Below are 15,409 nucleotides of genomic sequence, written 5' to 3' on the forward strand. Positions count from 1 at the left end.
TTAGTCTTGCTGCGTCGCCAACGGCGCGCGTTTTTTCTGATGGTTGACCTTGAACCCGTATCCCGCCAGCAGCAATACCACCCAGACCAGGCCGGCGTACAGCGAGACGCGCGTGGTCGGGAAGTAGCCGATCAGGCCGATGATGAACACCAGGAACACGATCGCCACCACCGAGGTGAACACCCCGCCGCGCAGCGGGAACGCCAGCTGCTTCACCTGTTCTTTGCTCAGGCTGCGGCGGAAGGCGATTTGGGAGAACAGGATCATGATCCACACCCACACGGTGGCGAAGGTCGCCAGGGAGGCGATCACCAGGAACACGCTCTCCGGCATGATGTAGTTGAGGTATACCGCCAGCAGCAGCGCCAGCATCATCACCACCACCGTCACCCAGGGAATGCCGCGCTTCGACACCTTGCTGAACATCTTCGGCGCGTGGCCCTGCTCGGCCATGCCGTGCAGCATGCGGCCGACGCCGAACACGTCGCTGTTGATCGCCGACAGCGACGCGGTGATCACCACGAAGTTGAGAATGCCCGCCGCCACGGTGATGCCCATATGCTGGAAGGTCAGCACGAACGGGCTGCCGTTGGTGCCCACCTGGTTCCACGGGTAGATAGACATGATGACGAACAGCGTGCCGACGTAGAACACCAGAATGCGCCACGGCACCGAGTTGATGGCCTTCGGAATCGATTTTTTCGGATCTTTGGCTTCGCCGGCGGTGATGCCGATGATTTCAATGCCGCCGTAAGCGAACATCACCAGCTGCAGCGACAGGATCATGCCGATAAAGCCGTTGCTGAAGAAGCCGCCGTTCGACCACAGGTTATGAATGCCGGTCGGTTGCCCGCCGTTGCCGATGCCCCAGATGATGATGCCGATGCCGGCCGCGATCATGATGATGATGGTGGCGACTTTGAAGAACGAGAACCAGAACTCCAGCTCGCCGAACACCTTGACGCTCATCAGGTTGATGGCGCCGATGATCAGCACCACGCTCAGCACCCAGATCCAGTGCGGCACTTCCGGGAACCAGACCCCCATATAGATGCCGAAGGCGGTCACATCGGCGATGGCGACGATCAGGATTTCAAAGCAGTAGGTCCAGCCGGTGATGTACCCCGCCATCGGGCCGAGGTAGTCCTGCGCGTAGCGGGAAAACGAGCTGGCCTGCGGGTTGTTGACCGACATCTCCCCCAGTGCGCGCATGATGATAAAGGCCACGATGCCGCCGATCAGGTAAGCCAGCAGCACGCTCGGGCCGGCCATTTTGATGGCGTCCGCCGAGCCGTAGAACAACCCGGTGCCGATGGCCGAACCCAGCGCCATAAAGCGGATGTGACGCGTGCTGAGGCCGCGTTTCAGCTTATTGTCGGGGGCAGTGGTGGGTGACTGTTGTTGCATGAAGATGACCCATAGTTTTAAACGTAAAAAAGCCACGGACATGTCCGTGGCCCTGGATTAAGCCGGGGGATTATCAGTGCGCGGTCACTTGGGAACGCGTGCACACCCGATCATAAATCGCGACCAGCACCAGCATCAGCAGCGAAGGCGGCAACCAGGCCAACCCCTGCTCCGCCAGCGGCAGGTGAGTGGTCCAGGCCGGCAGCAGCTGCTGGAAACTGGAGGCTTTCACCGCGTCAAGGATACCAAACAACAGGCTGACAAGCATCACCGGCGCGATGATGCGCGGCGCGCTGTGCCACCAACGCAGGGTGAAGCTCAGCACCACCAGCACGATGCACGGCGGGTAAATCGCGGTCAGCACCGGAATGGAGATCTGGATCAGGTGGCTCAGGCCGAGGTTGGACACCACCATCGAGAACAGGCCCAGGATAAATACCAGCGTCTTGTACGAGAACGGCAGGTATTGCGCGAAGAACTCGGCGCAGGCGCAGGTCAGGCCGACCGCGGTCACCATGCAGGCGATAAAGATCAGCGCCGCCAGGAAGAAGCTGCCCAGGCCGCCGAAGGTGTTCTGAACGTAAGCATGCAGGATCACCGCGCCATTGGTGGCGTCCGGCACCAGCGCGCCGCTGCCGGAACCCAGCTTGAACAGGCTCAGGTAAACCAGCGTCAGGCCCACGCCGGCGATCAGACCGGCCAGAATGGTGTAACGGGTCAGCAGACCGGCGTCTTTCACGCCGCGCGAGCGCGCCGCGTTGACGATAACGATGCCGAACACCAGCGCGCCCAGCGTATCCATGGTCAGATAGCCGTTAACGAAGCCGGAGGAGAAAGGCACGCTCTGATAAGCCGCCGTCGCCGGGATCGGCGAGCCGGCAGGCCACAGCAGCGCGGCGATGCCCAGCACGGCCAATGCCACGATCTTCAGCGGCGCCAGCACGTGGCCGACGGTGTCGAGCAGGCGGCCCGGATACAGCGAGATGCCGATCACCAGCGCGAAGTACACCAGGCTGTAGATGAACAGCGGCATGGCGCCATCGCCGGTCAGCGGGGCGATACCCACTTCAAAGGACACGGTGGCGGTGCGAGGCGTGGCGAACAGCGGGCCGACGGCCAGGTAGCAGACGGTCGCCAGCAGCAAACCGGCGCCGCGGCCGATCGGCGAACTGAGGGCGTCGATGCCGCCGCCGACGCGCGCCAGCGCGATGACGGTGATGACCGGCAGGCCGACGGCAGTGATCAGGAAGCCCAGCGCCGCAGTCCAGACGTGTTCACCGGACTGCAAGCCGACCATCGGCGGGAAAATGATGTTCCCGGCCCCGACGAATAAGGCAAAGGTCATGAAGCCCAGTGCCAGGATATCTTTTGACGTTAAACGATGACTCATACGATGTCGTGTTGCCTGTTCAAATGAAAAAAATGGTTCGATAGCGTGGTGGCGTGACGCCCCACCCGGTTGCCGGCATGCCCGATCGTTGCAGCGCCAAATAAGCACCCTAAACGCAGTCGATCCGGCGTTTATGTCCCTATTCGAAAGTGGCCGCTCATCAAGATGGGCAAAATTTTAGGAGTTATAAAAATGGAGGTTTAATCCGACAACGAGGGCTAAGGTAAACGTTTATAGCGCTTCAAGGCAAGACACACGGCGAAAAGCAGAGCTATCGACCATATAAACTTTAGCCACCAGTCGATCATATTGGCTATCAATAAATATACACTACATGATTTGTATCATTTTTGACCAGTGAATTCACGAAACGTGAAGCATATATCACTTTGCCGCGCAAAAACGCCAATAAACACCCGGTTTTCGCGTGGCATAAGCTTCGTTTTGCCGTTGAAAAAGACGAAAATTACGCCGCTTTTTGTCGCCTATTGCATCGTGGCCAATGCGAGCGGCGGCAAGCCGAGCGCCTGACGGGTCTTCTGCAGGGCGGCCGGTGGCAGCGGCAGATAGCCATCATGATTGACCAGGCTCTGCCCGGAGGTCGACAGCACACGGTCGAGGAACGCGGCGGTCAGCGGCTCCAGCGGTTGATTGGGCGCTTTGTTGATGTAGATATACAGATAGCGCGACAGCGGATAGCGATCGTTGCGCACGTTGGCGGCGGTTGGCGCCACATAGTCTTCTCCCGACTCCGCCAACGGCAGCAGCCGCACGCCGCTGGCGCGAAAGCCGATGCTGGCATAGCCGATGCCGTTGAGCGAACCGGCCACCGCCTGCACCACCGAGGCCGAGCCGGGCAGCTCATTGACGCGCGGCATAAAATCGCCGCCGCACAGCGCGCGCAGTTTGAAATAGCCGTAGGTGCCGGATGCCGAGTTGCGGCCGAAGCGCTGCAGCGAACGCGCCGCCCAGTCGCCGCTGAGGCCCAGCTCGCCCCAGCGCGTCAGCGGTTGGCTTTCACCGCAGCGCCGGGTGGCGGAAAAAATGCGATCGAGCTGCTGCAGATTGAGACCGCGCAGCGGGTTATCCTGATGCACCAACACCACCAGTGCATCCACCGCCACCGGCACCGCCAGCGGCGCATAGCCGTAACGGTGTTCGAACGCCGAGACCTCGGCCGCCTTCATCGGCCGGCTCATTGGGCCCAGCTGTGCGGCGCCCGCCGCCAGCGCGGTCGGCGCAGTCGACGAGCCGGCGGCCTGGATCTGCAGGTTAACGTTGGGGTAATGCTGGCTGAAATCCTGCGCCCACAGCGCCATCAGATTCGCCAGGGTGTCGGAACCGACGCTGGACAGGTTGCCCGCCAGCATGCCGTGAGGTTGCGCCAGCGCGCCGCGTCCGGCCAGCAGCGCCAGGCAAAGCAACAGCCCTCGGGTCATTCGGGTCATACCGGTGTCTCGCGTTAATTTTTCACCGCATTCTCTGATAAAGCGGCGGGAACAATCAACCGATTGGGCAAGGTAAAGATAAAGCGGGTGCCGATCCCCGGTTCGCTGAGGATCTCCAGCCGCGCGTCGTGATGGCTAAGCGCGTGTTTGACGATCGCCAGCCCCAGCCCGCTGCCGCCGGTCTGGCGCGAACGGGCCTTATCGACGCGGTAGAAGCGCTCGGTCAGGCGCGGAAGGTGTTCGGCGGCGATGCCCGGCCCGTTATCGCTGACCTGGAACTGCGCGCCGTGCGCCGTCTGCTGCCAGCTCACTTCGATGTGGGTGCCCTTCGGCGTGTGGTTGACCGCATTGTACACCAGGTTGGACACCGCGCTGCGCAGTTGATCTTCATTGCCGAACACGTTGAGCTGTTCGTTCACCCGGAAGGTGATCTCGTGATTGCCGCCGCTCAGCGACTGCGCCTCGCGCTGCAACACCCGCAGCATCAGCGGAATATCCACCCGCTCGTTCATGTCGACATTGGGCGCCGCCTCGATGCGCGACAGCGTCAGCAGTTGCTTGACCAGCCCGTCCATCCGGCGGGTCTGCTCTTGCATGGTGCTGAGCGCCTTGCCGCGCAACGATCCGTCCAACTCTTCGTCGCCCATCATCTCCAGGTAGCCCTGCAGCACCGTCAACGGCGTACGCAGCTCATGGCTGACGTTGGCGAAGAAGTTGCGCCGCGCCCCCTCCAACTGGCGCATCTGGGTGACGTCGCGCGCCACCATCAGCAGCTGCCCTTCGGAATAAGGCATCACGCGGAACTCAACGTAGTGTTCGTTGTTCAGCTGCAGCGTCAGCGGGCGCGAAAACTCCTGCTGTTGCAGATACTGGCTGAACTCGGGGTAACGCAGCAGGTTGAGGATGTGCTGGCCGTTATCTTCCGGCCAGCGGAAGCCGAGCAGATGCTGCGCCAACCCGTTGCACCAGAAGATATTGCCTTCGACGGTGGTCATCACCACCGCATCAGGCAACGATTCGGCCCCGCTGCGAAAGCGCTTGATCAGCAGCGCCAGCTCGCGCCGGCGGCGGCGATTGCGCTGCTGCATCTGATACAGGCCGTAAAACAGCGGCTCCCAGCTCCAGCGACCGGGCGGCGGCGTCATGCTGCGGTCGATCCACAGCCAATGGGAAAGTTTGAGCTGGTTGTAGAAATTCCACACCAGCGCGGCCAACGCAGAGGCCAGCAGGAACCAGGGCAGATAACCGAAAATCAGCCCCAGCAGTAAGGCAGGCAGACAAAAAAGAGCCAGCTCCAGAGCCAGCCTCTTCCACGACAGACGTTCTAACACGGCATACTCTCCAGCGCGGCGCGATCAGTAGCGCGTTGAGAACCGGTAGCCGGTGCCCCGAACGGTTTGAACCATTTTATCATGCCCACTGGTCTCTAACGCCTTGCGGAGCCGACGGATATGCACGTCAACGGTACGGTCTTCCACATAAACGTTAGTGCCCCAGACGTGATTAAGCAACTGCTCGCGGCTATAAACCCGCTCCGGGTGGGTCATAAAGAAGTGCAGCAGCTTGAACTCGGTCGGCCCCATGTCCAGCGCCTGATCGTTCGCCATCACGCGGTGGGAGGAGGGATCCAGGCTCAGCCCTTGCATTTCAATCACTTCTTCCACCGCCATCGGTGAAATGCGGCGCATGACCGCCTTGATGCGCGCCACCAGCTCCTTGGGTGAGAACGGCTTGGTGATATAATCATCCGCCCCCACCTCCAGGCCGCGCACCCGGTCTTCCTCTTCGCCGCGCGCGGTCAACATCATCACCGGGATATCGCGGGTCAGCGCTTCGCGCTTCATATGTTTGATAAACTGAATGCCGGAACCGCCGGGCAACATCCAGTCGAGCAACACCAAATCAGGGAACGGCTCAGACAGGCGCGTCACGGCGCTGTCATAATCCTCGGCTTCCAACGGTTGGTAACCATTCTGTTCCAACACAAAGCACACCATCTCACGGATCGGCGCTTCGTCTTCCACCACCAGTATGCGTCTTGCCATCGTCAATCCTGCCAATGTGTTAGCGACTTTGCGGGCGCCATTATGCGTCAGTTTTGTGACACTTTTATGAAAAAAAGCGGCTGTTATAGGCAGTAAGCATAGCGATTATTTCTCGCCGCAAAGAAAAATCATTCCGTTGTCATAATGATTGCGCCGGGACAGCCGCCGCCGCGGCCTTTATAATCACCGCCATCACCTTTGCATCCGGGAGTGTCATGCGCCTGATCCACACCTCTGACTGGCACCTTGGCCAGTACTTTTTCACCAAAAGCCGCGCCGCCGAGCACCAGGCTTTTCTGAACTGGCTGATCGAACAGATCGAGCAGCAGCAGGTGGATGCGCTGATCGTCGCCGGGGACCTGTTCGATACCGGCTCGCCGCCCAGCTACGCCCGCGAGCTGTACAACCGCTTCGTGGTGGAACTGCAGCGCACCGGCTGCCAGCTGGTGGTGCTGGGCGGCAACCACGACTCGGTAGCGACGCTGAACGAATCGCGTGAACTGCTCTCCTGCCTGAACACCACGGTGATCGCCAGCGCCCAGGGCGCCCTTGAGCAGCAGATCGTGGTGCTGAACCGGCGCAGCGGCCAGCCGGGCGCGGTGTTGTGCGCCATTCCGTTCCTGCGGCCGCGCGATCTGCTCACCAGCCGCGCCGGCGAATCCGGCGCGCAGAAACAGCAGGCGCTGCAGGAAGCCATCGCCGAACATTATCAGGCGCTGTATCAGGCGGCCTGCGAACGCCGCGACCAGTTGGGCCTGCCGCTGCCGATCGTCGCCACCGGCCACCTGACCACCGTCGGCGTCACCACCTCCGACTCGGTGCGCGACATCTATATCGGCACCCTCGACGCCTTCCCGGCGCAGGCTTTCCCTCCCGCCGACTACATCGCGCTGGGCCATATTCACCGCGCGCAGAACGTCGCCAAGTCGGAACATATTCGCTATAGCGGCTCGCCGATCCCGCTCAGCTTCGATGAGCTGGGCAAAGCCAAAAGCGTCTTCCTGGTGGATTTCGCCGACGGTGCCCTGCAGCAGGTAGACGCGTTAACGATCCCGCAGTTCCAGCCCATGCAGCTGATCAAAGGCGATCTGGCCGAGATCGAACGGCAGCTGCAGCAATTTGCCGACTATGCCGGCGAGCTGCCGGTGTGGCTGGATATCGAAGTGGCGACGCAGGACTACCTCAGCGATATCCAGCGCCGTATCCAGCTGATGGCCGATGAACTGCCGGTGGAAGTGGTGCTGCTGCGGCGCAGCAAAGAGCAACGCCGCCAGGCGATCGCGCAGCAGGACAAGGAAACGCTGAACGAGCTGAGCGTCAACGAGGTGTTCGAACGGCGCCTGGCGCAGGAGGCCGACATGCCCGAAGCACGCCAACGGCGGATGCATCAACTGTTCCGTCAGGTGGTCGATGCGGTGCAGCACCATCCTGAGGAGACCCAACCATGAAGATCCTCAGCCTGCGGTTAAAAAACCTCAACTCGCTGCAGGGCGAGTGGAAAATTGACTTCACCGCCGAGCCGTTCGCCAGCAACGGTCTGTTCGCCATTACCGGCCCGACCGGCGCGGGCAAAACCACCCTGCTGGACGCCATCTGCCTGGCGCTGTACCACCAGACGCCGCGTCTCAACGTCACGCCGAGCCAGAATGAGCTGATGACCCGCCATACCGCCGAATCGCTGGCGGAGGTCGAATTCGAGGTCAAGGGCGTCGGCTATCGCGCCTTCTGGAGCCAGCGCCGCGCCAAAAATGCGCCGGACGGCAACCTGCAGGCACCGAAGGTCGAACTGGCACGCCGCGAGGACGGCAAGATCCTGGCGGACAAAGTGCGCGACAAGCTGGAGATCACCGCCGCCATCACCGGGCTGGACTTCGGCCGCTTCACCAAATCGATGATGCTGTCACAGGGGCAGTTCGCCGCCTTCCTCAACGCCGACGCCAACGATCGCGCCGAGCTGTTGGAAGAGCTGACCGGCACCGAAATCTACGGGCGGCTATCCGAACAGGTGTTCGAATCCCACAAGCAGGCCAAAACCGACCTGGATGCGTTGCACCAGCGCGCCAGCGGCATCGAGCTGCTGAACGACGAGCAGCGCCACGCCCTGACTGAACAGCTGACGGCGCTGAGCGCGCAGGAAAGCGCCCTCGGCGAGCAAACCCGGCGACAGCAACAGGCGCTGAGCTGGCTACAGCAATGGCAACACCTCCGGCAACAGCAACACGATGGCCGAGTGCGGCTGGAAACCGCCCGACGCGAGCAGACCGAGGCCACCCCACAGTTGCAGCGGCTGGCGCTCAGCGAACCGGCCGAGAAATTGCGGCCGCTGCGCGGCGAGCGCGATCGCTGCCGCGCCGAGCTGCAGACGATACAACAGCAGGCAGCCCAGCTGATGCAGCAACAGGAACAGCACTCGGCGCAGCTGGCGCCGCTGCAGCAGGCGGTGGAAAAGGCCCGTCTGGCGCAGCAAGCCCATGCCGAGCATATGCGGCAACAGCAACGGCTGATCGATGAGCAGGTCGCCCCGCTCGACCACCAAATAGCCCAACTGCAATCGACGCAGGCCGAGCGGCGACAGGCCGGCGACGCCGCCGCGCAGCAGTGCGCCCAGCAGCAGACGACCCTGGATCAGCTCACCGCCCAGCGCCACCAATTGGCAACGCAGGCCGCTCAGTATCAGCAGCAGTTGAACGCGCTGAACGAAGCGCTGGCCGTTCAACAACGGCAGCAGCAGGCGCTGGAGGCGCAAACGCCGCTGACCCCGCTGCGCCAGCGCCTGAGCGCGCTGGCGGATCTGCGCCCAACGCGCCAGCAGCTGTTCACGCTCGCTTCCCTTTATCGTCAGACCCGCGACCGTCTGACCCGGCAGCAGGCGGAGCACGCCGAACGGCAAACGCAGCTCGCCGGGCTGCAGCAGCAGTTGGAGAACGCGCGTCAGCAATTCAAGCAGCACAAGGCGCAGCTACAGGAAGTAGAACGGATCCACGAGCTGGAAAAACGCATCGTCAGCCTGGAAGCGGAGCGCGCCCTGCTGCAGAGCGGCGCCCCCTGCCCGCTGTGCGGCTCCACCAGCCACCCGGCGGTGGACCAGTATCAGGCGGTGCAGCCTTCGGCGACGGAACAGCGCCTGGTTGAGATGCGCGCCCTCGCCGAGAAACTGCACACCCAGGGCACCGAGCTGCGCACCCGCTGTGAAGGCCTGCAGGAGCAGCAGCAACGTCAGCAGCAGGCCATCGCGCAGGATGAGCAGCAGCTGGCTGCCCAACAGCAGCAGTGGCAGCAGCTCAGCGCACCGCTGGCGTTCGACTTTACGCTGGCAGAGGGCGAGCAACTCAGCACCTGGCTGAGCGGCTGCGACGACGAAGAGCGGCACGGGCAGCACGCGCTGCAACAGCATGAACAGGCGGCCCAGGCGGTACAGCAGGCAAAAGATGCGCTCGCCGCCCTGCAAACGCAGCAGCAGCAGGCGCAGCAACAGCTGGCGCTGCTCGAAGAGCGCTTTACGCTGCTGCAGAAAACCCACGCCGGCAGCCTGCAACAGCAGCAAGAACTGCAACAACGCTGGCAGGAAGGCGAGAAGGCCCTCACCGAGCGACGTGCGCAGCGGCTGGCGCTGTTCGGCGAACAGCAGATCGCCGAGGTGCGGGAACAGCTGCGCGCCAAACAAACCGCCGGTGAACAGGCCAGCTTGCAGGCCGCCGAACAGTGGCAAAAGGCGCAGGAACTGCGCGAGCGCCTGGCCGGCCAGCAGGCCGCTCTGCAACAACAGCACACCCAGATGCAGGAACGGCTGCTGCAGGCGCAGCAGCAGTGGCAACAGGCGCTGGGCGACAGCGAATTCGCCGATGAAACCGCCTTCGCCGCCGCACTGCTGGACGACGCCCTGCGCCGCGAATTGCAGCAGCGCAAAGAGCAGCTGCAACAGCGGCAGGTGGAGGCTGCCGCCCTGCTGGCACAGGCGACGCAAACGCTGGAGCAGCATCAGCAACACCGCCCTGAAGGGCTGGATGAAGCCAATGCGGATCTCGACGCGCTCACCCAATCGCTGGCCGAGCTGGCACAGCAGTTGAAGGCGCTGCAGCTGCGTCAGGGCGAAGTGCGCAACCAGTTGGAAAGCGATGCCGCCCGCCGCCTCAATCAACAGGCGCTGTTCGAGCAAATCGCCCGCAGCCAGCAAGACTACGACGACTGGAGCTACCTCAACCAGCTGATCGGCTCGAAAGAAGGCGACAAGTTCCGCCGCTTCGCTCAGGGGCTGACGCTCGATCATCTGGTTTATCTGGCCAACCTTCAGCTCGGCCGGCTGCACGGGCGCTACCTGCTGCAGCGCAAGACCAGCGATGCGCTGGAGCTGCAGGTGGTGGATACCTGGCAGGCCGACGCGCTGCGCGATACCCGAACCCTCTCCGGCGGCGAGAGCTTCCTGGTCAGTCTGGCTCTGGCGCTGGCGTTGTCCGATCTGGTCAGCCACAAAACCAGCATCGACTCGCTGTTCCTCGACGAAGGCTTCGGTACGCTGGACGCCGAAACCCTCGATACCGCGCTGGACGCGCTGGACAGCCTGAATGCCTCCGGCAAAACCATTGGCGTGATCAGCCACGTCGAGGCAATGAAAGAGCGCATTCCGGTGCAGATCAAGGTGAAAAAGGTCAACGGGCTCGGCGTCAGCCGGCTGGAGGCGCACTTCAGGCTGGAATGATCCCGCGGCGCAGAAGTGTGACCGCGGCGGCACTCCGCGGTGAAAAGCGTTGAGCCGCGGCGAGCACGGGTTATGATGCAGGCATAACAGGATTGTTACTGTATCCCCTCCGCCGCTCAGGCCGCAGGGCAGAAACATAAAATACAGGCAAAACCTGACGCCCGGGATCGCTTCCGGGCGTCAGGTTTTTTCGTTTTCAGGATGCTGAAACACCGGGAAAGACCATGAAAATCGCTAAAATACTCAATAATAACGTGGTGATTACGCTGGACGACCGTCAGGAAGAGACGGTGGTCATGGGAAAAGGAATCGGCTTTAAAAAGAAGCCCGGCGATACGCTGGACGAAAGCCTGATCGAAAAGGTGTTCACCCATAACGGCGGGGAAATCGCCGAGCGCTATAAAGAGCTGCTCTCCGAGATCCCGCTGGCCTGCGTCACCACCGCCGACAGGATTATTACCCTTGCCCGCGAACGCCTGCCGGGCAAGCTGCACAACATTGTCTACATCACGCTGACCGATCACATCCATTTCGCCCTGCAGCGCCACGCGGAAGGGCTGGATATCAAAAATGCGTTGCTGTGGGAAATTAAAAAGCTCTACCCGGCCGAGTTCGCCGTCGGGCTGGAGGCGCTGGCCCTGATCGCCCAACGGCTGGATACCGCGCTGCCGGAAGACGAAGCCGGATTTATCGCCCTGCACCTGGTTAACGCCCAGCTAAACGACGAGATGCACAACACGCTGCACATCACCCGCGTGATGCAAGAGATCCTCAACCTGGTCAAATACCATTTCCGCTTTGATTACAACGAGGAAGCCCTGAGCTATCACCGTTTCGTCACCCATTTGAAATTCTTCGCCCAGCGCCTGCTGGGGAAAAACTACGTCGACAGCGACGACGATTCGCTGTATCAGGTGGTGAAAGAGAAATACCGCGAGTCATTCGCCTGCGCCGGCAAGATCAACCGCCATATCGAAAAACACTACCAGCACCAGCTCACCACGGAAGAGATGATGTTCCTGACCATCCATATCGAACGGGTGCGCAGCGAAAGCGAGGAAAAACCGACCTAACGGCGGGCGTCCGCCACCCGCACGCCGTACTGCGGGAACACCGCGTCGGCGGAGATCAGCGTCAGCCCCTCGGCCTGCGCCTGCGCGATCAGCATGCGATCGAAAGGATCCTGATGGAGGGGCGGCAGCTGCCCGGCCTGTTGGCAGTGAAAGGCGTCCATCGGCAGCGACAGAAAATCTTCGGCCTCGATGATCGCAAAGATGTCCTCCGGCAGCGCCAGCTTGCCCAGCGCCTGCTTGATCGAGATCTCCCAAATGCTGGCCGCGCTGACGTACACCGCATTGCCCGGATCGGCGATCTGCCTTTTGGCGTTCGCGCCCAGGCAGGCGTCATCGATCAGCCACCACAGCAGCGCGTGGGTATCCAGCAACAGGCGCTTCATTCATCGCCCTCAAACAGCGCCGCAATGGCCGCATCCCCCGCGTTGAAATCCGCCGGCACGGTGAACTTGCCTTTGGCGGCGCCGGGGCGGCGCGCTTCACCCTGGATGGCGACCAGTTGCACGTACGGCTTCCCTGCTTTTGCAATAATCACGGTTTCTCCCTCCGCGGCTCTGTCCGCCAGCTGGCTCAGATTGGATTTGGCTTCGTGCATATTGGCCTGAATTGCCATACGCGTCCTCCTTAGCTAAGTTAGCTAAAGCATAAAGCGCCGTCCAGTTTTTGTACAGGGAGTCGTTTAAAGCGCGAGCAGCCTCGCGCTTTGTTGCAACGCTTAGCGCTGCTGTTGCGGCCACAGCCAGGCCGCGCCGCGTACGCCGCTGGAATCGCCGTGAACCGCCTTGCGGATCGGCGTTTCACACTCGCCGCCGAACACCCAGTCTTTCACCCGTTGCGGCACCGTGCGGTACAGGCGATCGACGTTGCTCATGCCGCCGCCGAGTACCACCACGTCCGGATCCAGGATGTTGATCACGTGCGCCAACGCTTTCGCCAGCCGCATTTCGTAGCGAACGATCGCCTGCTCCGCCCGCGCATCGCCCCGCTCGCTCAGCGCCATGATCTCGTGCCCTTGCAGCACGCTGCCGCTCAGGCGCGCATAGTCGGTGGCGAAACCGGTGCCGGAAATAAAGGTTTCGATGCAGCCCGGCTTGCCGCAGTAGCACGGCACTTCGCGGGCGTAACGCAGCTCATCGTCATCCTGCCACGGCAGCGGATTGTGGCCCCATTCGCCGGCGATGCCGTTGCCGCCGGAATGCGCCTGGCCGTTCAGCGCCACGCCGGCGCCGCAGCCGGTGCCGATAATGACCGCAAACACGGTTTGCGCGCCGGCGCCTGCGCCGTCGGTGGCTTCCGACACCGCCAGGCAGTTGGCGTCGTTGGCGATACGCACCTCGCGCGCCAGCAGCTCCGACAGATCCTTGTCCAGCGGTTGGCCGTTGAGCCATACCGAGTTGGCGTTTTTCACCCGTCCGGTAAACGGCGACAGCGTGCCAGGAATGCCGATCCCGACCGATCCCCGCGCGCCGGTCTGATCCTCCGCCAGTTTCACCAGCCCGGCGATCGCCGCCAGGGTTTGCCCGTAATCGTGGCGCGGCGTGGCGATGCGATGGCGAAACAGCTCCCGCCCATCGTCCGCCAACGCAATCACTTCAATTTTTGTCCCGCCCAAATCGATGCCAATGCGCACGTTTTTTCTCCTCAATGCAGCGCAGCGTTGCCACAGCCTAATGTAAGCGCGCGGATGAATCACCTGTTTCTCTCCCCCCCCCGGCCAAGCCTTTTCCGCTGCGTACGGCGACGCAATTCGCAGAGAATGGGGCGATTTTTCAGCGTCAATTCGTTATCATGCCGCCCTGCTTTTGACGAATCAGCGTGCCAAGCGCACGCCCAGCCTGGGATAACATTATGCTGTGGTTTAAGAATTTGATGGTTTACCGTTTGAGCCGCGAAGTGGCGTTAAACGCGGATGAAATGGAAAAACAACTCAGCGCGTTCGCCTTCACGCCGTGCGGCAGCCAGGACATGGCGAAGACCGGCTGGGTCTCCCCGATGGGCTCGCACAGCGATGCGCTGACGCACGCGGTCAACGGCCAGATCGTTATCTGCGCGCGCAAGGAAGAGAAAATCCTGCCGTCGCCGGTCATCAAGCAAGAGCTGCAGGCCAAGATTGAGCGCCTGGAGGCGGAACAACACCGCAAACTGAAGAAAACCGAAAAAGACGCGCTGAAGGACGAAGTGCTGCACAGCCTGCTGCCGCGCGCGTTCAGCCGCTTCAACCAGACCTTCATGTGGATAGACACCGTCAACGATCTGATCATGGTCGATGCCGCCAGCGCCAAACGCGCCGAAGATACGCTGGCGCTGCTGCGCAAGAGCCTCGGCTCGCTGCCGGTAGTGCCGCTGACCATGGAAAGCCCGATCGAACTGACGCTGACCGAATGGGTGCGTTCCGGCGAGATGCCGGCCGGCTTCGCCATTCAGGATGAAGCTGAACTGAAGGCGATTCTGGAAGAAGGCGGCGTGATCCGCTGCAAGAAGCAGAACCTGATCAGCGACGAAATCGCGGTGCACATCGAGGCCGGCAAGCTGGTGACCAAACTGGCGGTGGATTGGCAGGAGCGCATTCAGCTGATGCTGTCGGATGACGGCTCGCTCAAGCGCCTGAAGTTCGCCGACACGCTGCGCGAGCAGAACGACGACATCGATCGCGATGACTTCGCTCAGCGCTTTGACGCCGACTTTATCCTGATGACCAGCGAGCTGGCGGCGTTGATCAAAAACACCATCGAAGCGCTCGGCGGCGAAGCCCAGCGTTAATCCCGCCTCAGAAACGACCAGGGCCCAGCATCCGCTGAGCCCTGCGTTCCCCTAACGAACAAAGTTTATTTGCTCAGGTAGCGGCACAGATAGGCGGTCGCATCGGCCACCTGCAGGTTGAACTCGCTGTGCCCCGGCACGAAGAACTTCTCGCCCGGCGTAAACACCTGCCAGTCCGGCGCTCCCGGCAGCAGCACTTTCAGCGCCCCGGTGATCACCGTCATTTCTTCCGGCTGCGCGGTGGAGAAGGTGTATTCACCCTCTTCCATCACGCCCACGCTGGTAAGACCGATGCTGCTACTGTCAAAACCGATAGACTTCACTTTTCCGGCAAAATACTCATTCACTTTCAGCATAGACTGGCACCCGCGTAATCATCTTGATGGAAAATCCATATTGGGGGATTGCGCTTGATCTGTCACTGGTTTTTCGCGCGAAATGCGATCGCGGCGCAGAGGAAAACGCTGCCGGGCCTCTCACCGGCAGCCAAGGCTGCTGAAGCCCTGGGCGATCCCTGGGCGCAAAGCGCCTGAGGCCGCGTCGAGCGCCTGACTTATCGCTATTTGAATCAGTCGATTAACGCTATCACA

At 61.8% G+C, this 15,409-nt stretch carries 13 protein-coding genes; 4 read left to right on the forward strand and 9 right to left on the reverse strand.

The window, feature by feature from the left end:
• The 5 genes from proY to phoB form a co-directional block, all read right to left on the reverse strand.
• On the reverse strand, positions 1–1,407 hold the full coding sequence (proY, locus tag M6G53_RS05080) for a proline-specific permease ProY (protein ID WP_253329471.1): 1,407 nt from the start codon (positions 1,405–1,407) through the stop codon (positions 1–3).
• Positions 1,408–1,480: 73 nt separating this feature from the next.
• The gene (gene brnQ, locus M6G53_RS05085; RefSeq protein ID WP_253329473.1) at positions 1,481–2,797 is read right to left on the reverse strand and encodes a branched-chain amino acid transport system II carrier protein; all 1,317 of its coding nucleotides are present in this window, start codon (positions 2,795–2,797) and stop codon (positions 1,481–1,483) included.
• Between the two features lie 485 nt (positions 2,798–3,282).
• Positions 3,283–4,245 (reverse strand): PstS family phosphate ABC transporter substrate-binding protein, encoded by a 963-nt coding sequence (locus tag M6G53_RS05090; protein WP_301286125.1) that lies wholly within the window; start codon positions 4,243–4,245, stop codon positions 3,283–3,285.
• 14 nt (positions 4,246–4,259) lie between these two features.
• Positions 4,260–5,576 carry a phosphate regulon sensor histidine kinase PhoR gene (phoR, locus tag M6G53_RS05095; protein ID WP_253329475.1) on the reverse strand — a complete coding sequence of 439 codons (1,317 nt, stop codon included), beginning with the start codon at positions 5,574–5,576 and terminating at the stop codon, positions 4,260–4,262.
• 24 nt (positions 5,577–5,600) lie between these two features.
• Complete coding sequence (gene phoB, locus M6G53_RS05100; protein ID WP_004940438.1) at positions 5,601–6,290, reverse strand: phosphate response regulator transcription factor PhoB; 690 nt, start codon at positions 6,288–6,290, stop codon at positions 5,601–5,603.
• A 215-nt stretch (positions 6,291–6,505) separates the two neighbouring features.
• Between phoB and sbcD the strand changes: the two genes are divergently transcribed.
• The 3 genes from sbcD to licT all read left to right on the forward strand — a co-directional run bounded on the left by sbcD (position 6,506) and on the right by licT (position 12,059).
• A complete protein-coding gene (gene sbcD, locus M6G53_RS05105; protein ID WP_253329477.1) occupies positions 6,506–7,738 on the forward strand; it encodes an exonuclease subunit SbcD in 1,233 nt (410 codons plus the stop codon).
• Positions 7,735–10,986, forward strand: coding sequence for an exonuclease subunit SbcC (gene sbcC / locus M6G53_RS05110; RefSeq protein WP_253329479.1), 3,252 nt, complete (start codon positions 7,735–7,737; stop codon positions 10,984–10,986). Before sbcD ends, sbcC begins: the two co-directional genes overlap by 4 nt.
• 224 nt (positions 10,987–11,210) lie before the next feature.
• The gene (licT, locus tag M6G53_RS05115; protein ID WP_253329481.1) at positions 11,211–12,059 is read left to right on the forward strand and encodes a BglG family transcription antiterminator LicT; all 849 of its coding nucleotides are present in this window, start codon (positions 11,211–11,213) and stop codon (positions 12,057–12,059) included.
• Here licT and M6G53_RS05120 read toward each other — a convergent pair.
• The 3 genes from M6G53_RS05120 to mak form a co-directional block, all read right to left on the reverse strand.
• The gene (locus M6G53_RS05120) at positions 12,056–12,442 is read right to left on the reverse strand and encodes a type II toxin-antitoxin system VapC family toxin (RefSeq protein ID WP_253329482.1); all 387 of its coding nucleotides are present in this window, start codon (positions 12,440–12,442) and stop codon (positions 12,056–12,058) included. The two genes, licT and M6G53_RS05120, sit on opposite strands and share 4 nt — an antisense overlap.
• Positions 12,439–12,672, reverse strand: a complete 234-nt coding sequence (locus M6G53_RS05125) for a type II toxin-antitoxin system Phd/YefM family antitoxin (RefSeq protein WP_049199831.1) — start codon at positions 12,670–12,672, stop codon at positions 12,439–12,441. The genes M6G53_RS05120 and M6G53_RS05125 overlap by 4 nt, the downstream gene beginning before the upstream one ends.
• Positions 12,673–12,774: 102 nt before the next feature.
• On the reverse strand, positions 12,775–13,689 hold the full coding sequence (mak, locus tag M6G53_RS05130; protein ID WP_253329484.1) for a fructokinase: 915 nt from the start codon (positions 13,687–13,689) through the stop codon (positions 12,775–12,777).
• A 218-nt stretch (positions 13,690–13,907) separates the two neighbouring features.
• Here mak and rdgC point away from each other — a divergent pair, with 218 nt between their 5' ends.
• Positions 13,908–14,819 carry a recombination-associated protein RdgC gene (gene rdgC / locus M6G53_RS05135; protein WP_004940461.1) on the forward strand — a complete coding sequence of 304 codons (912 nt, stop codon included), beginning with the start codon at positions 13,908–13,910 and terminating at the stop codon, positions 14,817–14,819.
• Between the two features lie 65 nt (positions 14,820–14,884).
• On the opposite strand, the gene ppnP is transcribed toward rdgC, so the two are convergent.
• A complete protein-coding gene (ppnP, locus tag M6G53_RS05140) occupies positions 14,885–15,175 on the reverse strand; it encodes a pyrimidine/purine nucleoside phosphorylase (RefSeq protein WP_004940463.1) in 291 nt (96 codons plus the stop codon).
• Positions 15,176–15,409 lie beyond the last annotated feature (234 nt).

Origin of the sequence: Serratia nevei (assembly GCF_024160145.1) — a bacterium.
In the GTDB taxonomy this organism is placed as follows: domain Bacteria; phylum Pseudomonadota; class Gammaproteobacteria; order Enterobacterales; family Enterobacteriaceae; genus Serratia; species Serratia nevei_A.